This is a genomic window from Aeromonas sp. QDB03, assembly GCF_027707985.1.
Lineage (GTDB): Bacteria > Pseudomonadota > Gammaproteobacteria > Enterobacterales > Aeromonadaceae > Aeromonas > Aeromonas hydrophila.
Window position 1 is genome coordinate 266,992 of the sequence record NZ_JAPCJG010000001.1, and the last position, 18,558, is coordinate 285,549.

An 18,558-nucleotide genomic window follows, 5' to 3' on the forward strand; every position below is an offset into this window, starting at 1 on the left:
GTGAACAGACGCAACTTCCTCAAATTCGCCTCCGTCGGTGCGCTGGCGGCGGGCACCACCGTCTCCGGCACTGCCCTGGCGGCGGCCGAGAACAAGCCGCCCATTCCCGGCGCGCTCGGCATGCTCTACGACTCCACCCTCTGCATCGGCTGCCAGGCCTGTGTGGCGGAGTGCCAGCGCCTCAACGGCAACCCGGCCAATCCGGCTGGGGAAGCAACCTGGTCCAACAACGACAAGCTGAGCCCCTACACCAACAACATCATTCAGGTGTGGAAGAGCGGCACGGGTGAGCACAAGGATCAGCTGGTGGATGGCTATGCCTACATCAAGAAGCAGTGTATGCACTGTGTCGATCCCAACTGTGTCTCCGTCTGCCCGGTGCAGGCGCTGACCAAGGATCCCAAGACCGGCATCGTCCACTACGACCCGGATGTCTGCACCGGCTGTCGCTACTGCATGGTGGGCTGCCCGTTCGACGTGCCCAAATATGACTACGACAACCCGTTCGGGGCGATCCACAAGTGTGAGCTCTGCAACCAGAAGGGGCTTGAGCGCATTGATCAGGGCAAGTTGCCCGGCTGCGTCGAGGTGTGCCCCACCGGCGCCGTCATCTTCGGCACCCGCGAGGCGCTGATGGCCGAGGCCAAGCGCCGGCTGCTGGCCACCCCGGGCAGCGAATATGCCTACCCGCGCCAGACTTTCAGCGCCAACGATCCCTACCTGCACGAGGTGCCCAACTACCAGCCTTACGTCTATGGCGAGAAGGAGGGGGGCGGCACCCAGGTGCTGGTGCTGGCCGGGGTGCCCTACACCAAGCTCGACATGCCTGACTTGCCGGAGCTCTCCTCCGGGGCGCGCTCCGAGCATATCCAGCACACCCTCTACAAGGGGATGGTGCTGCCGCTGGTGGTGCTGACCGGGCTGTCGGTGCTCATTCGCCGCAACACCAAGGACCATCAGGATGGCGACGATCATGACTCGCACGCGGGCCATGACAAGCAATCGGGAGGCAAGGATCATGAGTAATCACAAGGCACATCCGCTGGGAGGCAGGCTGGTCAGCTGGCCGGTCATGGTGCTGGCGCCGTTCGTCATCCTGTGCGGCATGCTGATCCTCAAACGCCTGATCTTCGGGCTGGGCTCGGTCACCGATCTGAACGGCGGCTACCCCTGGGGGCTCTGGATCTCCTTTGATCTGCTGATCGGCACCGGTTTCGCCTGCGGCGGCTGGGCACTGGCCTGGGCGGTCTACGTCTTCAACCGGGGCGAGTATCACCCCCTGGTGCGGCCGGCCCTGCTGGCCAGCCTGTTCGGCTATTCGCTGGGCGGCCTCTCCATCACCATCGACGTCGGCCGTTACTGGAACCTGCCCTACTTCTACATTCCGGGTTTCTTCAACACCTCTTCGGTGCTGTTCGAGACGGCGGTCTGCATGACCATCTACATCGGGGTGATGGCGCTGGAGTTTGCCCCCGTGCTGATGGAGAAGTTCGGCTGGAAGGTCTCCCTTGCGCGGATCAACAAGGTCATGTTCTTCATCCTGGCGCTGGGGGCCCTGCTGCCCACCATGCACCAATCCTCCATGGGATCCCTGATGATAGTGGCGGGGGAGAAGATCCATCCGCTCTGGCAAAGCTACGAGCTGTTGCCGGTCTTCTCCTTGCTCACCGCCTTCATCATGGGTTTCTCCATCGTGGTGTTTGAAGGCTCCCTCGTGCAGGCGGGGCTAGCGGGACGCGGCCCCAACGAGAAGCCGCTGTTCTACAAACTGACCCAGGTGATCGACATCTTCCTGATCCTGTTTGTGGCGCTGCGCTTTGCCGAGATCGTCATCAACGACAAGTCGGAGTACCTCTCCCAGTGGGATCGCTACGCCTTGATGTTCTGGAGCGAGATCGCGCTGATGATCTTCCCGCTGCTGGTGTTCCACTGGGACAAGAGCCGCCGCGATTCGCGCATGTTGTTCCTGGGGGCCCTCAGCATGCTGCTGGGCGCCGCCCTCTGGCGACTGGACTACTCCCTGCTCGCCTTCAACCCCGGCAATGGCTACCACTACTTCCCCTCCGCGGCGGAAGTGCTGATCTCCTTGGGCTTCGTCGCCATCGAGGTGTGTGCCTATTTGCTGCTGATCCGGCTGCTGCCGGTACTGCCATCACTTGAACGTGTTCACCAAGATTATCAGGCCCGAGGGAAAGCCAACGTATGAGCCAACGTATCACCATAGACCCCATCACCCGCATCGAGGGTCACCTGCGTATCGACTGTGAAATCGAAGGCGGCGTCGTCACCAAGGCCTGGTCATCCGGCACCATGTGGCGCGGGATGGAGGAGATCGTCAAGGGCAACGACCCACGCGATGCCTGGATGATAGTGCAGCGCATTTGCGGGGTGTGCACCTCCATTCACGCCATCGCCTCGGTGCGGGCGGTGGAGAACGCCATCGGCGCCAAGGTGCCGGTCAACGCCCAGTTCATTCGCAACCTCATCATTGCGGCCCACAACATTCACGATCACATCGTCCACTTCTATCAGCTCTCCGCGCTGGACTGGGTGGACATCACCGCGGCCCTTGAGGCCAATCCGCAAAAGGCGGCCGACCTGCTCAAGGGGGTATCGACCTGGTCCCTCAACAGCGCCGACGAGCTGACCAAGGTGCAGGACAAGATCCGCGCCCTGGTGGCGAGCGGCCAGCTCGGCATCTTTGCCAACGGCTATTGGGGCCACAAGGCGATGAAACTGAGCCCGGAGGTGAACCTCATCGCCGTGGCCCACTATCTGCAGGCACTGGAGTGTCAGCGCGATGCCAACCGCATCGTCGCCATCCTCGGCGGCAAGACCCCCCACATCCAGAACCTGGCGGTGGGCGGCGTGGCCAACCCCATCAACCTGGATGCGCCGAGCGTGCTCAACCTGGAGCGGCTGCTCTACGTGAAGAGCTTCATCGACCGGCTCGGCGAATTCATCGAGCAGGTCTACAAGGTGGATGCCGCCATCATAGCCGCGCACTACCCCGAGTGGCTGAACCTGGGGCAGGGGGCCAAGCACTACCTGAGCGTGCCGGAGCTACCCACCGACGGTGACGGTGGCAGCTTCCTGATGCCGGGTGGCTACATCGAGAATGGCGATTTGGCCGGCTATCGTCCCATCGAGAGCCATCAGGATGCCTGGCTGATGGATGGCATCGCCGAGAGCAACAAGCACGCCTGGTACAAGGATGACGCCCCCCTCAAGCCCTGGGAGGGCAAGACCGAGCCGAACTACACCGGCTGGCAGGATGACGGCAAGTACTCCTGGGTCAAGTCCCCCACCTTCTACGGCAAGGTGGTTGAGGTGGGGCCGCTTGCAGACCTCTTGGTCAAGCTCGCTGCCAAGCACCCGGAGACGGTGACGCACTTCGATCAGCTGAACGGCCTCTACAAAACGCTTACCGGCTCAGCCATCAAGACCGAACAGCTGCACTCCACCCTGGGCCGCATCATCGGCCGGGCGGTGCGCTGCTGTGTGCTCAAAGACACCCTGTCTCATCAGTGGAAGGCGCTGGTGGACAACATCGGCAAGGGGGATGTCAGCGCCTACATCAAGACCGAGATCCCGGCGGACAAGGAGTTTCGCGGGGTGGGCTTTGAAGAGGCACCGCGCGGCATGCTCTCCCACTGGATCGTCATCAAGGGCGGCAAGATCGAGAACTATCAGGCGGTGGTGCCATCGACCTGGAACTCGGGCCCGCGCAACTTCAACGACGAGCCCGGCCCCTACGAGCAATCCCTGGTAGGCACCCCGGTGGCCGACCCGGCCAAGCCGCTGGAGGTGGTGCGTACCATCCACTCGTTCGACCCCTGCATGTCCTGCGCGGTCCATGTGGTGGATACCCAGAGTGGCGACGTGACTCAGGTGAAGGTGCTGTGATGAACACCCTGATCCTGGGCGTGGGCAATCTGCTGTTGAGCGATGAGGCCGTCGGCGTGCGCATCGTCGAGGGGCTGGAACGCGACTACCGCTTCGCCCCCGGCATCGAGCTGCTCGATGGCGGCACCGCCGGCATGGAGCTGCTCGAAGCGATGGCCAGTCGCGACCACATCATACTGGCGGACGCGGTGCGCAGCGGCAATCCGCCGGGTACCGTGGTGACCCTGAAGGATGAGGAGATCCCGACCCTGTTCGGTCGCAAGATCTCCCCCCATCAGCTGGGGCTGGCGGATGTGCTCTCGGCGCTGCACATGACGGGGGAATCCCCCAGGCGGCTCACCCTGATCGGGGTCGAGCCCGAATCCCTCGAACCCCGCATCGGCCTCACCCCCGTGGTGGTGGCGGCGCTGGAGGAGGCGACGGATCGGATATTGACCCTGTTGGCCAGTCTGGGTGCTCCGGCCATCCCGCTCTCTGAGCAGGAGAAGGCCGAGCGAGCGCGGGAGGGCGTATGGCGCAATCCATTGTGAATGAGGCAGTGAACGAAGCCGCGACAGAGTCGGTGCAGGAATTTGCCGGTTTTGCCGTGAATCCCGCGCCATTGCTGGTAGCCCAGTACGAGCGGATCGCTCGCGAAGAGATGCAGGCGTTGCCCTTCTATCACGCCACCATGCCCATAGTTGCGGAGTGCGTGCTGTTTGAAGGGCAGTGGCTCGGCTGCGTGCTCACCCCCTGGATGCTGAGCGTGGTAGTGCTGCCTGGGCCGGATCAGCTCTGGCCGGTGCGCAGCAGCAGCGATCGGCTCGCCCTGCAGCTCCCCTGCGGCAACCTGACCTTTATGGTGGGGGCATTGCCCGAGACGGGGCAGTTGCTGGCCTGCTCGCTCATGTCCCCCATCGACCCGCATCTGGGGGCCGACGAGGGGCGCGCGCTGGTGAGCAGCACCCTCAAGATGCTGCTTTCGCTTCCGGTGCAGCAGGGGGAGGGCGGCGTGAACTTGAGCCGGCGCCGCCTGTTCAGCGGCCGGCGTGGCGACCCTGTGGGCGACACCCAGCGCTAGGTCTCATCTGCAATCAGGTTTAGAATAGGGGCCGTTTTGGCCCCTCACTCGCTTCTGTCGTGCCCCTGTTTTTTGATAGTGAGTGGTAAAACGAACAAGGGATCTTATGACCATTCAATGCTTTGGCTGTCACTCAGGCAGCAACGCCGGCCGCCATAAAGGCTTCTCTGCCACGGCGGCCGCCTTGCTGGCCCTGCTCTCGGGCGGTTTCTCTTCCATGGCGCTGGCGGCCCAGCCCGTCCCCGCCGAGCTCAAGCTCGCCATCGGCAGTGAGCCCACCGAAGGGTTTGACCCGCTGCTTGGCTGGAGCCACGGCAGCTACCTACTGCTGCACAGCCCGCTGCTCAAACAAAACGCCGATCTCAGCTGGCAGAACGTGCTCACCCAAGCGGTGACCCCGAATCAGGATGGCAAGGGGTGGCTTATCCGCCTCAAGCCGGATCTGACATTCTCCAACGGCGCGCCGCTCACCGCCGAAGACGTGGCCTTTACCTACAACAGCGCAGCCCAGGGTGGCGGCAAGATCGACATGGGCAACTTTGTCTCGGCCAAGGTGCTCTCGCCTACCGAGGTTGCCATATCTTTAAGCGCCCCCCAGAGTACCTTCGTCAACGTGCTGGGATCGCTCGGAATCGTGTCGAAGCGGGATTACGATCCCAAGCGCTATGCCCGCCATCCGGTCGGCGCCGGCCCCTACCGGCTGGTGAGCTTCCTGCCCGGCCAGCAGCTGGTGGTAGAGGCCAACCCCCATTACGCCGGCGGCAGCAATGACTTCAAGCGGCTGGTGTTTGTCTTTATCGATGAAGAGAGCGCCTACGCCGCCGCCCAGAGCAGCCAGCTCGACCTAGTGCGCATCGCTCCGTCGCTGGCGCCCACCGTACCCGACACCCTCAAGCTGTGGGTGCGGCCGAGCGTGGAGAACCGCGGTATCGTCTTCCCCATTCCTGCTGCTGGTAAAAAAGATGCCAAGGGTTATCCCATCGGCAACGACGTGACCTCGGACGTGGCGGTGCGCCGCGCCATCAACTACGCCATCGACCGCAAGCTGCTGGCCGCCCAGTTGCTGGAAGGGCACGCCATCCCGGCCTACAGTGCGGTAGAAGGCCTGCCCTGGCTGAATAAAGCCACCGCTTTCAAGGACGGGGATGCGGCCCATGCCAACGCCCTGCTCGATGAGGCTGGCTGGCAGAGGGGGAGCGACGGCGTTCGCCACAAGGGCGACCAGCGCGCCGCCTTTACCCTCTGGTACACCAGCGGTGACAGCACCCGCCGGGATCTGGCGGAAGCGGTGCGGGCCATGCTCAAACCCATCGGCCTCGAGGTGAGCCTCAAGTCCGGCAGCTGGGAGCAGGTGGAGCGCGAGATGCACGCCAATCCGGTGCTGATGGGGTGGGGGAGTCTGGATCCCATGGAGCTCTATCACCATTACCAGAGCGGTTCCGCCGGAGTGGAGTTTTACAACCCGGGCTATTACCAGAATCCGGTGGTGGATGGTCACCTCAAGCAGGCGCTGGATGCCACCGACTGGCAGGCGGCCGTACCGTTCTGGCAGCAGGTGGAGTGGGATGGCAAGAGCGGCGCCGGGGTGCAGGGGGATGCCGCCTGGGCCTGGCTGCTCAACGTGCAGCACACTTATCTGGCCAACCGCTGCATCGACCTTGGCAAGGGGGCGCCGGAAATTCACGGTAGCTGGTCACTGCTCAACAACCTGCAGGATTGGCGGTGGACGTGCCGCTAAGTTCGTCCACCATGATGACTGCAACACTGAAAGCCCTGCTGCGACTGGCAGGGCTGCTCTGTCTGGTCTCGGTCGCCACCTTTGTGCTGCTGAGCTACTCCCCCATCGATCCCATCAAGGCCTATATCGGCAACGATCTGCTCCATGTGCCGCCCGAGCAGTACGCCCGCATCGCCGCTCGCTGGGGGCTGGATCAGCCGCTGTGGCTGCGCTACTGGCACTGGTTTAGCCAGGTGCTGCAGGGGGATCTCGGTTACTCCATGCTCTACAACGCGCCGGTGAGCGAGGTCATTGGCCAGCGCTTTGCCGCCTCCTTCCTGCTGCTGGCGGGCGCCTGGCTGCTCTCCGGCTGTTTCGGCATTTTGCTGGGCCTCTGCGCCGGTCGCTATCTCAACCGCTGGCCCGATCGCCTGATTTGCCGCTTTGCCTACTTGCTCGCCTCCTTGCCCACTTTCTGGGTCGGCCTGTTGCTGCTGGCGCTGTTTGCGGTGCACTGGCCACTGTTGCCGGTCTGCTGCGCCTGGACGCCGGGGCTCGCTGCCGATGAGGCGGACTGGCTGATGCGCTTGCGTCATCTGCTGTTGCCGGTGACCACCCTGGCGCTGCTGGGGCTTGGCAATATCGCGCTGCACACCCGGGAGCGAGTGGCCGAGGTGCTGGCGAGCGACTTTATTCGCTACGCCCGCGCCCAGGGGGATGACGGCTGGCCCATGCTGCGCTTTCACGTGCTGCGTCATGCCCTGACCCCGGCCATCTGTCTGCAGTTTGCTTCCCTCGGTGAGCTGATTGGCGGATCGCTCTTGGCCGAGAAGGTCTTCTCCTATCCGGGGCTCGGCCAGGCCACCGTGGATGCGGGGCTCAGGGGGGATATCCCCCTGCTGATGGGGATCGTGCTCTTCTGTACCCTGCTGGTTTTTTTGGGCAACACGGCGGCGCGGGTGCTGCTGGCCCGCATCAACCGGGGTTGGGAGGGTGTGCATGCTGTTTAATCCGCTCCCCTCCTTGCTGCGTCTGGGTTTTGCGCTGATCTGCCTGCTGCTGCTGGCCAGCTATGGCTGGAGCCTCTCTCATCAGGATGTGCCGATGGATCTGCTGGCCCGCCAGCAGCCCCCCTCGCTGGTGCATTGGTTCGGCACCGATCAGATGGGACGGGACCTCTGGCTGCGGGCCTTTCAGGGTACCCTCACCAGTCTGGATCTTGGCATCAGCACGGCGCTGTGCAGCGGCTTGCTGGCCATGGCGGCGGCCAGCCTCTCGCTCATTCATCCCAGGTGCGATGCGACGGTGCGGCTGGTGATCGATGCCATGCTGGCGCTGCCCCATATGCTGCTGTTGATCCTGATCTGCTTTACCGCAGGGGGCGGCATGCGTGGGGTGATCCTGGCGGTGGCGCTCACCCACTGGCCCAAGCTGGCGCTCATTCTCTGCGCTGAGGCACGGCGCATCGCCAGCAGCGACTACGTGGTGCTGGCGCGCTGTCAGGGGATGGGGGCGCTGCGCCGCTGGCGTACCCATCTGTTGCCGGGGCTGTTGCCCCAGTGGTTTATCGGCACCCTGCTGATGTTTCCCCACGCGGTGCTGCACAGCGCGGCGCTGAGCTTCCTCGGCTTTGGTCTGGCGGCCCACGAGGCCTCCCTTGGTCTGCTGCTGGCCGATGCCCTGCGCTATCTGGCCGGCGGCGGCTGGTGGCTGGCCCTCTTCCCCGGTCTGATGCTGCTGACCTTGGTTTTACTGTTTGATCAGGCTACCCGAGCACTGCAACAACTCTGGTTTGGGAGTGAAGCATGCTGAGTTTTGAAAGCGCCATCTGGCGTCAGCACAGTCTGGCTGGCGCTGCTGTTCGCTCAGATGACTCGCGGGCTCTGCAACAGGTGCCGTGGCACAGGAGTGAACCATGCTGAGTTTTGATCAGGTGACCATAGAGGCGGCCCACTACTCCTGGCTGGGGCGGCGCAGCTGGCGACCGCTGCTGACCGATATCAGCCTGCAACTGGCGCCCGGCGAAATCGTGGCGCTGGTGGGGGGGAGCGGCGAGGGCAAGAGCCTGCTGTTGCAAAGCGCTCTGACATTGCTGCCGGACAATCTGCGCATGCGCGGCACCATCTCCCTCGATGGCGTGTCCCTGTGCGACGCCAGCCGGGCCGGACTGCGCGGCCACACCCTCTGCTATGTGCCGCAGGGGGTAAGCGCCCTCAATCCGTTGCTGACGGTGGAGCGCCAGCTGGGCCGGGCGGCACGCCTCTGCGGCCAGAATGGTTCTCGCGAGCGGCTCGGTCAGCAGTTGCTGCGCTACCAGCTGCCCGCCGCCACCCTAGACAGCTATCCGCGCCAGCTCTCCGGCGGCATGGCCAAGCGCATTCTGGCCTGCACCGCGGCCCTTGGCGGCGCCCGCTACATTCTGGCAGACGAGATCACCGCCTGGCTCGACGAGGGGCTGGCGTGTCAGCTGCTCGGCCAGTTGCGTGAATTGGCCAATCAGGGCAGCGGTATCCTCTGGGTGACCCACGATCTGGCGCTGGCGGCCCGCTTTGCCGATCGCATCGTCGCGCTGCATCAGGGCCAGGTGAGTGACACCTTGAGCTGCCACCATCTGCGCCAGGGGCAGGGGAGCGAGATGCTGCGCGCCCATTGGCAGGCGCTGCCGGAATTCAATGCGCTCTTCTCTGCGCCGGAGGTTTCCTGATGTTGGAACTACGAAATCTCACCATCGCCCAGGGGGAACGCCCTCTCTGGCAGGGGTTGTCGCTGACGGTGAAAGCGGGCGAGCGGCTCGGCATCTCTGCGCCGAGTGGCCATGGCAAGACCACGCTGGGGCGGGTATTGGCCGGTTGGCAACCGGTTCGGGCTGGCGGGCAGATCCTGCTCGATGGGCAGCCTTTGCCTAAGCAGGTGAAAGGCTACAATCCCATCCAGCTGGTGCCCCAACACCCGGAACTCACCTTCAATCCCTATCGCACTACCGGACAGGCGCTGTGGGATGTATGGCGCCCCGATGACGCCATGCTGGCCCGCTTTATGGTCAAGCCTACGTGGCTAGGTCGTAAACCCGGTCAGCTCTCCGGCGGCGAGCTGGCCCGCATCGCGCTGCTGCGTGCCCTCGATCCCCGCACTCGATTGCTGATTGCCGACGAGGTGACCGCCCAGCTGGATCCGCAGATTCAGCGCCAGCTCTGGCGGGAGCTGATGGTTGAATGCGAGCAGCGCGGGCTTGGCATGCTTGTCTTCAGTCACCAGCAGGCACTGCTGCGCCAGATCTGCCATCGGGTGCTGCGCTTTGGCGAGATGCAGCCCGAATCTGGGGCGCTGACCGAAAGCGCGGCTTGAAAGTTGGTTCCCCTCATCCCCAACCCTTCTCCCGCAAGGGGAGAAGGGGGCGGAAGGTGCCTCTCTCCAAGCTTGGGGGGCACAATGCTGGTTGTTATGCTCGCAGACTCTCCGGGGGGCTGCGCGTACTTCGAGCATATTGTCAGCATCCATGAACAAGCTCCCCTTTCACTGTTGAAAAGAGAGCGGAATTCGGCATCCACGAACCGGTTCCCTCTCCCTGGGGAGAGGGCCTGGGTGAGGGGACGCGAGTGTGAGGCGCTGGCCATTCGAGACAGATAGCACGGCCGACAAGGTCTACAGATAAAAGAGAGGGAGGCATCAGCCTCCCTCTCTTGCTATCCGCCGTTGGTAACGGCATTTAACCGGTTCTGGTTCAGGCTGTAGCCAGCCAGTTGAGCCAGGCATCCATCCCTTCGCCCGTGGTAGCGCTGACCTGGATCACCTGAATATAGGGGTTGACCCGTTTGGCGTTCTCGATGCAGCGGGCCACGTCAAAGCTGACGTAGGGCAGCAGATCGATCTTGTTGATCACCATCAGCTGGGCGGCGGCAAACATGTCCGGATATTTCAGCGGTTTCTCTTCCCCCTCGGTAACGGAGAGGATCGCCACCTTGTACTTCTCGCCGAGATCGAAGCTGGCGGGGCAGACCAGATTGCCCACGTTCTCGATAAAGAGGATGCCCCCTTCATTGGCAGGCAGCTGGTGGCAGGCGTCGTGAACCATCTTGGCGTCCAGATGGCAGCCCTTGCCGGTGTTGATCTGCACGGCAGGGACGCCGGTGGCACGGATGCGATCCGCATCGGCGCTGGTCTGCTGATCCCCTTCAATCACCGCGCAGGGGCGCTTGTCGGCCAGCTGGCGCAGGGTTTCGCACAGCAGGGTGGTCTTGCCTGAACCCGGGCTCGACACCAGATTGAGCACCAGCTGGGCCGCCTCGTCGAAGTGTTCGCGGTTGTGGGCGGCCAGCGCGTTGTTCTTGGCCAGCACATCCATCTCGATGGCGATCAGCTGGCGCTGCCCCATGCCGGGCACCGACAATCCCGCTTCCCCTTTGCCGTAGTGCAAATCAGCCTGCTCATGCTCATGGCTGTGGTCATGGGGATGCGCGTGGGAATGGTTGTGCTCATGAGAGTGGCCATGTTCATGATGATGGTCGTGGGGGTGATCATGGTGGTGCTCATGCGTCTGATCATGACCCTCATGGCTCATGGGAGCCCGTACCCCGTGGTAGTGGTGATGGACATCCCCCTGATGGTGATAGTGGTGGTGAATGATCAGGGTGCGCGGCGCGCTCTGTTCGTGGTCATGATGATGGTCGTGCTCATGACCATGTTCATGGTGATGTTCATGAGCATGTTCGTGATGATGCTCATGATCGTGCTCATGATCGTGCTCATGGCCGGCGATCCGCGCCTGGCCGCATCCGCATACGCTACACATATCAACTTACCTCGATGTCGGTGATGCGCAGGCTATCACCCTGCGCGACTCGTAATTTGTACCCGCCACACTCGGGACAGGCTTGCCCGCGTTCGGTAAGGGTGACCGTCTGGTTGCAGTCGTAACACCAGGCTTCTGCCGCCTGGTGCTGAAAGTGCAGCTGGGCCCCTTCGACGGCGGTGCCCTTGGCGGCCGCCTCGAAACAGAAGGCAATGGTGTCCGGGTCGACGCAGGAGAAGCTGCCGACCTCGAGCCAGAGGGCGGTCACCTTGGTAAAGCCCCGCTGGGTGGCCTGCTCGGCCGCCAGATCGATGGCGGCCATGGCCAGAGACATTTCGTGCATGGTGGCTCCTTAACCGATATGGGGAGGTGTGACTCCCCTCTGTCATTGGCTGAACGGCATGGCCGCTCAACAGATCCGCGGAAGCAGCTCCCCCTGCGGCAGCTCCAGATAGCGGCGGCTGCCCCAGGGGTTGTTGAGGATCACCTTGTGACGATCGCTTGCCTGCACCACGCCGATTTGGCTGGCGGCGGGGTTGAATTGCCGCAAGATGCCCAGTGCGTCCTGCGCCTGTTCCGTAGGCAGGGCCAGCACCATGGTTCCCTCGTTGGCGAGATCATGGGGCTCGAAGCCGTAGAGCTCGCACAGGCCGCGCACCGGATCGCACACCGGAATGGCGGACTCCTCCAGCTCGATGGCAACACCGGAGGCGCTGCTCCACTCGTTGAGCACGGCGGCAAGGCCACCGCGAGTGGCATCGCGCAGGGCGTGAGGGGTAATACCGGCCTGCAGCAGCGCTTCTACCTGTGGCCAGAGGGTGGTGCAGTCGCTCTTGAGATCAGATCCCAGTTGCAGGGCGTCACGGGCCATCAGGATGCAGGCGCCGTGGCTGCCGATATCCCGCGACACCAGAATGGCGTCACCGGCCTTGAGGCTGCGCACCGAGATGCCCCGGCTCTGTTCGGGCAGCGGGAAAGTGCCGACCCCGCTGGTGTTGATAAAGATCTTGTCGGCCGCCCCCTTGGGCACCACCTTGGTGTCGCCGCAGACGATGCGGGCACCGCTCTTGGCAAGCTCAGCCGCCATCGATTCGACGATGCGGGCCAGATCGGCGTAGGGGAAACCCTCCTCGATGATAAAGCTGCAACTGAGGTATTCCGGTTTGGCCCCCATCATGGCGAGATCATTGACCGTGCCGGCAATGGCCAGCTTGCCGATATCGCCCCCCTCGAAGAACAGTGGCGAGACGGTAAAGCTGTCGGTGGTGAAGGCGACGGGGCCGCTCACCGGCAACAGGGCGGCATCTTCACCGCGCAGCAGGATCTCGTTGCCAAAGTGGCGAAAGAAGAGCTGGTTGATCAGCTGATTCATTTCCACTCCGCCGCCACCGTGGCTTAACTGGATTTCTCTCATCGTTCCTGGATCCCTATATATCGGTAGTAGGCATTGCAGGCCCCTTCGGAGCTGACCATGCAGCTGCCCATGGGCTGGGTCGGGGTGCAGCCCCGGCCAAAGACTTTGCACTGGTTCGGCTTGGCCAGGCCGCGCAGGATATCGGCGCACTGGCACGCCTTGTGATCATCGATGGGGGTCTCACTGAGTTGAAAGTGACGCTCTGCATCGCGCTTGGCGAAGGCATCGCGCAGGCGCAGGGCGGAGGCGTTGATGTCCCCCAGACCTCGCCAGCGAAAGTGCTCGCGGGTCTCGAAAAAGCGCTCGACCAGCCGCTGGGCGGCTTTATTGCCACAGGCGGTGACGGCGCGGCTGTATTGCACCTCCAGGGCGTAGCGACCCTCCACTTTCTGGCGCACCATCATCAAGAGCGCCTCCATCACATCCACCGGTTCGAAGCCGCTCACCACCACCGGTACCTGATAGCGATCGACGATGGGCAGGTAGATATCGGCGCCGGTAATGACACTGACGTGAGAGGGGCCGATAAAGGCGTTCACCTTGGCCACCCCGTCGGCCATCACCGCATGAATGGCGGGGGGCACCAGCACATGGTTGATATGAAACAGCAGATTCTCGACCTCTTGCTCTTCAGCGGCAGCCAGCAAGGCGGCGGTCATCGGGGTAGAGGTCTCAAACCCGATGGCGAAGAAGACCACGGTTTTCTCAGGGTTCTCACGGGCGATGCGCAGGGCATCGAGGGGGTCATAGACCGGGCGGATATCGCTCCCCTTGGCCCGCTGCTGGGCCAGCGTGCCCTTGGAGCCCGGCACCCGGATCATATCCCCCAGGGTGACCAGAATAACGTTCGGTTGGCAGGCGAGCTCGATAGCCTGATCGATGCGCTCTTTGGGCATGATGCAGACCGGGCAGCCGGGGCCGTGGACAAACTCGATGCTGGCCGGCAGCAGCTGGTGCAGGCCGTATTTCATGATGGTGTGGGTATGGCCGCCGCACACCTCCATCACCCGCAGCGGCTCGGGCAGATCTTTGGCCAGTTCATTAATTTGGGCTGCGAGGGCGCGGATGACGTCTGGCTGGCGAAAGCCCTGAAAGAGATCATTCAAGGTCAGCATGGCAAGATATCCTGTTTGGGCATCAGGGCCACCATCTGGCGGAAGCTCTCGAGGCTGGCCTGCGCCTCCTCTTCGTCAATCTTGCTCATCACAAAACCGATATGGAGCAGCACATAGTCGCCCACCTGGAGGGGCTCTTCGAGCAGCATGCAGCTGACGCGCCGTTGTACCCCCAGGGTGTCGACGGTGACGCAGTTATCTTCGGGGTGCAGCTGCACCACCTGAGAGGGGATGGATAGACACATGGATTTCAGGACTCCGACAAGGTGGCACAACTGGTGGTGACAGGCTGGTGCGTGGCAAGATGGTGGATGGCAAACCAGAGCTGACCGGCGGCGATGCCACCGTCATTGAGCGGCAGGGTTTCGCTGGTCAATACCTGCCGGCTAGCCGCTTTGAGAGCGGGCACCAGCTGGTCCATCAGCACCCGGTTTTGAAAGACGCCGCCCCCGAGCGCCACCGGATAGCCGGGGAAGCGCTCGGCCAAGGCAACCACCAGATTGCTGATGGCGCGGATAAAACCGGCGGCCAGGCTGGCGGTGGCGGTGCCTTGGCGCCGCTCGTTGACAAGGGTATTGATGAGCTCGGCCCACTCGATCTGCAGTGGCCCCTCTGCTGATTGGCTGAGATCAAAGGCGAGGGGGAAGGGCAATTCATCGGGGGCTAGCCGCGAGGCGGCCGCCTCCAGCAAGAGTCCGGCCTCGCCTTCGTAATCCGGGGTGTCGATCACCCCCAAGAGCGCCGCCACGGCATCGAACAGCCGACCGATGGAGCTGGTGTAGGGGGCGTTGCGACCGAGATGCCAGAGCTGGTGCAGGTTGCTGATCCGCTTAAGGGGCAGTTGCTTGATCGCCGGAACATCGAGGGCGCTGATCTCCTCAGGACTGTGCGATTCAAACAGCAGCCCCAGCAGCTGACGTACCGGCTCGCGGATGGCTGCTTCGCCGCCGATCAGCTTGAAGGGTTTGAGGTGGGCAACGCGCTCGAAGCCCTTTACATCGGCCAGCAGCAGCTCGCCGCCCCAGAGGGTGCCGTCATCGCCAAGGCCGGTGCCATCGAAGGCAACGCCCAGCACCGGGCCCGTGATGTCGTGCTCGGCCATCACCCCCAGCAGGTGGGCGTGATGGTGCTGCACCTCGAGATGGGTTGCATTGTGATCGCGGCAATAGCCCTTGGCCCACTGGTGGCTGAGATAGCCCGGGTGGCGATCCGATACCAGCAGTTCTGGCTTGAGATCGTAGAGATCGCGAAAGGTCGCCAGAGTCTGCTCGAAGTGGCCCTGCATCGGCAGGCTGTGCAGATCGCCGATATAGGGGCTGTAGATGCGCTGGCGGCCAAAGGCCAGCGCCAGCTGGTTCTTCTGCTGCGCCCCGACTGCCAGCAGCGGCGCCTTGACCGCCTCTTGCAGGCTGGGGGTACAGGGGGCATAACCCCGGGCGAGGCGCAACGTCTGGCGTCGCCCACCCGCCCACTGCACCAGACTGTCGTCGCACGGGTGCAGGATGGGGCGGTTGTGATCCAGGATGCCGTCAATCTCGCTGCCGAGTTCCCTGACCACCGCCTTGCAGTCGATAAGGATCGGGCTGCCGCGACCATTGGCGCTGGTGGCCACCAGCGGTATGGCGCAGGCATCCAGCAGCAGCTGATGGAGCGGGGTGTAGGGGAGCATGACCCCAAGGTAGGGGATGCCGGGGGCGATCCCCTCGGCCAGCGGGGCCGCTGGTTGCCCAGTTTCTGAAAGCCGATCATCGTTAATGCGCTTGCGCAGCAGGGTGATGGGTCTGGCCTGAGAGGCGAGCAGTTGCCACTCCTCCTCGCTGCCGGTGACATGCCGTTTGGCCTCGGCAAGGGAGCCCATCATCACCGCCAGCGGCTTGCGCGCGCGCCGCTTGAGCGTTCGCAATCTGGCAACACTCTGTTCATTGCGGGCATCACACATCAGGTGATACCCCCCCATCCCCTTGACCGCAATCAGCGCCCCCGCTTGCAGGGCGTGGGCGGCGGTGTGCAGCGCATCCTCGCGCTCGGACAGCGCATCGCCGTGGCCGCTACGCCAGCTGAGATGGGGCCCGCACTCGGGGCAGCTCACCGGCTGGGCGTGGTAGCGTCTGTCCAGCGTGTTTTCATAGGCCGCTGCGCAGCGCGGGCACATGGCAAAGCCCGCCATGGCGGTGTGGGGTCTGTCGTAGGGGAGGCGGCGGATGATGGTGTAGCGCGGGCCGCAGTGGGTGCAGTTGGTAAAGGGGTAGCGATGGTGGCGATCGTTGGGGTTGGCCACATCGTTGGCGCACGCCTCGCACATTCCCTGATCCGGCGAGATAGCGACCGTGGCGGCGCTCTGCTGCTGGCTGGCTTTGATATGAAAGGCGCCGTTGTAGTCGGGATCATGAGCGAAGGGCAGTTCCCGTTCGCTGAAATGATCGATACGGCTAAGTGGCGGCGCCAATTCTCGCAGTTCGCGGGCAAAGCTGGCGAGTTGTTCGGGGGAGCCTTCGGCGCCAATGGTGACGCCATTGGCATCGTTCAAGACATAACCGGCAAGGCCGTGGCGCAGTGCCAGTCCATAGACGAAGGGGCGAAAGCCGACCCCCTGCACGATACCGTCGATATGAAATTCGCGGCGCAGCCGGTTGGCCACAGGATTGGGAGAGATAGAGGGGGCGATGGTGGCGCTCATGCTGGCTCCATCTCATCTTGAGTGGCTGGCAAACGCAGCACCCGGCGCTCGTTCTCCTCGCGCCGCACCCAGCCATCCATCTCCATGCGCAGGCAGAACGGAATGGCGTATTTGCGCGACAAGCCGGTGATCTCCTTGAAGGATGCCATGTCGATCAGATCTCCCACCTGCTGGCCCGCCAGCACGGCGGCGACCATCTGGTTGTAAAGGGCGGCGTCGTAGTAGATGGGGCCATCGAGCTGCACCAGATACTTGAGTCGCGCCAGATTGCGCAGCTGCTTTTGCAACGCGCCTTTTTGTAGCAAGCCCTGCTGCAGGGCCGCGGGTAGCTTGCGGGTGATAAAGGGATCCAGCGCCACGCCGCCGGGGCCCAGTTTACCGGGCTCGTACCCCTCCTTGCCTTGATCTCGCACCACCTTGAGCACCAGCTGTGCCTCTTCCCCCAAATCATCTTCCGACTCGCCGCTGCCCGGTTGCCACTTGTCATGGTGCAGACGAATGAGCTGCTCGCTCTTGAACTGCTGGAGCAGGGCCTGAGTGACCGGCAGGGCGATGCCAAAGCGGGTTGCCAGCTCGGCGGCACTCAGCGGTTCGCTGGCCAGCGTGGCGAGCAGCTGGTCGCGGCTTTGGGCCAGCCAGTGGTTATCCAGCAGCCAGTCACCGAGGGGGGTGACCTGCTCTGGCCGCTGGTCAAAGCGGCTGGTCAGTACATAGCCGTTGAGCCCCAGTTGCAGGGTGGCCGGGTTGTAGTGCTCGAGCTCTTCAGGCAGCTCGCCCAGCAGGGCGTGCAGCGCCTTGCGTCTGGCGGGATGGATGTCGCCGCACCAGACGATGCGGGCGCCGTGCAGCAGTTCGCTGCTGCCGTGGCGAATGATGGCGAGCGGCTGGCCGAAGAAGCAGGGGATGGGGCTGGTAAAGATCAGCCGTACCAGCTGGGTATCCTTGATGGGAACAAAACGGGCTCGGCCATGCCAGCTGCCAAGGGCCACCTCTACCTCCTGCGTGCGAAGCGCCTTGGCGCTCAGGCTCTCGGCGTTGAGTCGCACGATAAGGTGGGTTGCCGCCTCGCACTGGCCAGCGGCGCTGGTAAGGCAGTGGCCGCGTGCCACCTCCTTGTGAGGCACTTTTTTAAGGCCCACCGCCACCCGGCAGACGGCGCCGATCTCGTCGACGCTCTGGTGATAGGCCTGCAGGGAGCGCACCTGCACCTCCCGATCGGCAGGGTAGAGGCGCAGCTTGTCCCCTACCTTGAGGCTGCCCTGCTGCAGTGTGCCGGTGAGCACGGTACCGGTGCCGTTGGCGGTAAAGACCCGGTCTACATACAGTCGCGGAGCGGCCTGTTCGCGGAGGGCATGATGCTCGGCCATATCCCCCAACTGGCGCACGATGGCGGCGTGCAGGGCAGCCATATTGGCACCGGTTTTGGCGCTGACGCTGACGATATCGGGCACCATGCCGCTCTCGTCCATCACCCGCTCCAGCAGGCTATCTTCGAGGAGTGCCAGCTCGTCGGGAGAGACCAGATCGCACTTGTTGATGCAGACCAAGAGGCGCGGCACCCCCATCGCCTTGAGCAGGCGCAGGTGATCGCCGGTCATCGGCATCCACCCCTCGTCGGCGGCAATCACCAGCAGCACCAGATCCAGACTCCAGAGCCCCGCCACCATGTTGCGGATATAGCGCTCGTGGCCGGGCACGTCGATGACGCCTATGGTGTTGCCCTGACCGTCGTCGAAGTGGGCAAAGCCGAGATCCTGGGTCATGCCGATGGCCTGCTCGTGGGCGCGGGCGGTGGTGATGCCGGTAAGGGCCTTGATCAGCAGGGTCTTGCCGTGATCCACGTGGCCGGCAAGACCGATAACGGCGCGATAGGGGGTCAT

At 63.6% G+C, this 18,558-nt stretch carries 18 protein-coding genes; 11 read left to right on the plus strand and 7 right to left on the minus strand.

The window, feature by feature from the left end; genetic code table 11:
- The 10 genes from hybA to PG900_RS01300 all read left to right on the plus strand — a co-directional run bounded on the left by hybA (position 1) and on the right by PG900_RS01300 (position 10,028).
- On the plus strand, positions 1 to 1,026 hold the full coding sequence (gene hybA / locus PG900_RS01255; RefSeq protein ID WP_042015680.1) for a hydrogenase 2 operon protein HybA: 1,026 nt from the start codon (positions 1 to 3) through the stop codon (positions 1,024 to 1,026).
- On the plus strand, positions 1,019 to 2,206 hold the full coding sequence (gene hybB / locus PG900_RS01260) for a Ni/Fe-hydrogenase cytochrome b subunit (RefSeq protein WP_011706348.1): 1,188 nt from the start codon (positions 1,019 to 1,021) through the stop codon (positions 2,204 to 2,206). Before hybA ends, hybB begins: the two co-directional genes overlap by 8 nt.
- Positions 2,203 to 3,906, plus strand: coding sequence for a hydrogenase 2 large subunit (hybC, locus tag PG900_RS01265; RefSeq protein ID WP_085734886.1), 1,704 nt, complete (start codon positions 2,203 to 2,205; stop codon positions 3,904 to 3,906). The genes hybB and hybC overlap by 4 nt, the downstream gene beginning before the upstream one ends.
- On the plus strand, positions 3,906 to 4,436 hold the full coding sequence (locus PG900_RS01270) for a HyaD/HybD family hydrogenase maturation endopeptidase (RefSeq protein ID WP_041217643.1): 531 nt from the start codon (positions 3,906 to 3,908) through the stop codon (positions 4,434 to 4,436). Before hybC ends, PG900_RS01270 begins: the two co-directional genes overlap by 1 nt.
- The gene (hybE, locus tag PG900_RS01275) at positions 4,418 to 4,966 is read left to right on the plus strand and encodes a hydrogenase-2 assembly chaperone (RefSeq protein WP_041217644.1); all 549 of its coding nucleotides are present in this window, start codon (positions 4,418 to 4,420) and stop codon (positions 4,964 to 4,966) included. Before PG900_RS01270 ends, hybE begins: the two co-directional genes overlap by 19 nt.
- A gap of 106 nt (positions 4,967 to 5,072) precedes the next feature.
- Complete coding sequence (locus PG900_RS01280) at positions 5,073 to 6,704, plus strand: ABC transporter substrate-binding protein (RefSeq protein ID WP_041217645.1); 1,632 nt, start codon at positions 5,073 to 5,075, stop codon at positions 6,702 to 6,704.
- On the plus strand, positions 6,689 to 7,693 hold the full coding sequence (locus PG900_RS01285) for an ABC transporter permease (protein WP_080697792.1): 1,005 nt from the start codon (positions 6,689 to 6,691) through the stop codon (positions 7,691 to 7,693). Before PG900_RS01280 ends, PG900_RS01285 begins: the two co-directional genes overlap by 16 nt.
- Positions 7,683 to 8,495 (plus strand): ABC transporter permease, encoded by an 813-nt coding sequence (locus PG900_RS01290; RefSeq protein WP_041217646.1) that lies wholly within the window; start codon positions 7,683 to 7,685, stop codon positions 8,493 to 8,495. Before PG900_RS01285 ends, PG900_RS01290 begins: the two co-directional genes overlap by 11 nt.
- Positions 8,496 to 8,598: 103 nt before the next feature.
- Positions 8,599 to 9,387, plus strand: a complete 789-nt coding sequence (locus PG900_RS01295) for an ATP-binding cassette domain-containing protein (protein WP_041217647.1) — start codon at positions 8,599 to 8,601, stop codon at positions 9,385 to 9,387.
- A complete protein-coding gene (locus tag PG900_RS01300; RefSeq protein ID WP_041217648.1) occupies positions 9,387 to 10,028 on the plus strand; it encodes an ATP-binding cassette domain-containing protein in 642 nt (213 codons plus the stop codon). The genes PG900_RS01295 and PG900_RS01300 overlap by 1 nt, the downstream gene beginning before the upstream one ends.
- Positions 10,029 to 10,404: 376 nt before the next feature.
- On the opposite strand, the gene hypB is transcribed toward PG900_RS01300, so the two are convergent.
- Positions 10,405 to 11,241, minus strand: a complete 837-nt coding sequence (gene hypB, locus PG900_RS01305; protein ID WP_217807450.1) for a hydrogenase nickel incorporation protein HypB — start codon at positions 11,239 to 11,241, stop codon at positions 10,405 to 10,407.
- Here hypB and PG900_RS01310 point away from each other — a divergent pair.
- Positions 11,128 to 11,496: a hypothetical protein gene (locus PG900_RS01310; protein ID WP_270830757.1), complete on the plus strand. Its 369-nt coding sequence runs from the start codon at positions 11,128 to 11,130 to the stop codon at positions 11,494 to 11,496. The genes hypB and PG900_RS01310 overlap by 114 nt on opposite strands.
- Here PG900_RS01310 and hypA read toward each other — a convergent pair.
- The 6 genes from hypA to selB form a co-directional block, all read right to left on the minus strand.
- A complete protein-coding gene (gene hypA, locus PG900_RS01315; protein WP_024944968.1) occupies positions 11,474 to 11,815 on the minus strand; it encodes a hydrogenase maturation nickel metallochaperone HypA in 342 nt (113 codons plus the stop codon). The two genes, PG900_RS01310 and hypA, sit on opposite strands and share 23 nt — an antisense overlap.
- 66 nt (positions 11,816 to 11,881) lie before the next feature.
- Positions 11,882 to 12,886, minus strand: coding sequence for a hydrogenase expression/formation protein HypE (gene hypE / locus PG900_RS01320; RefSeq protein WP_270830758.1), 1,005 nt, complete (start codon positions 12,884 to 12,886; stop codon positions 11,882 to 11,884).
- Positions 12,883 to 14,001, minus strand: a complete 1,119-nt coding sequence (gene hypD / locus PG900_RS01325; protein ID WP_270830759.1) for a hydrogenase formation protein HypD — start codon at positions 13,999 to 14,001, stop codon at positions 12,883 to 12,885. Before hypD ends, hypE begins: the two co-directional genes overlap by 4 nt.
- Positions 13,995 to 14,246, minus strand: coding sequence for a HypC/HybG/HupF family hydrogenase formation chaperone (locus tag PG900_RS01330; protein WP_040065728.1), 252 nt, complete (start codon positions 14,244 to 14,246; stop codon positions 13,995 to 13,997). The genes hypD and PG900_RS01330 overlap by 7 nt, the downstream gene beginning before the upstream one ends.
- 5 nt (positions 14,247 to 14,251) lie before the next feature.
- Entirely contained in the window at positions 14,252 to 16,678 is a 2,427-nt protein-coding gene (hypF, locus tag PG900_RS01335) for a carbamoyltransferase HypF (protein ID WP_270830760.1), read from the minus strand.
- Positions 16,675 to 18,558 (minus strand): selenocysteine-specific translation elongation factor, encoded by a 1,884-nt coding sequence (selB, locus tag PG900_RS01340; RefSeq protein ID WP_270830761.1) that lies wholly within the window; start codon positions 18,556 to 18,558, stop codon positions 16,675 to 16,677. The genes hypF and selB overlap by 4 nt, the downstream gene beginning before the upstream one ends.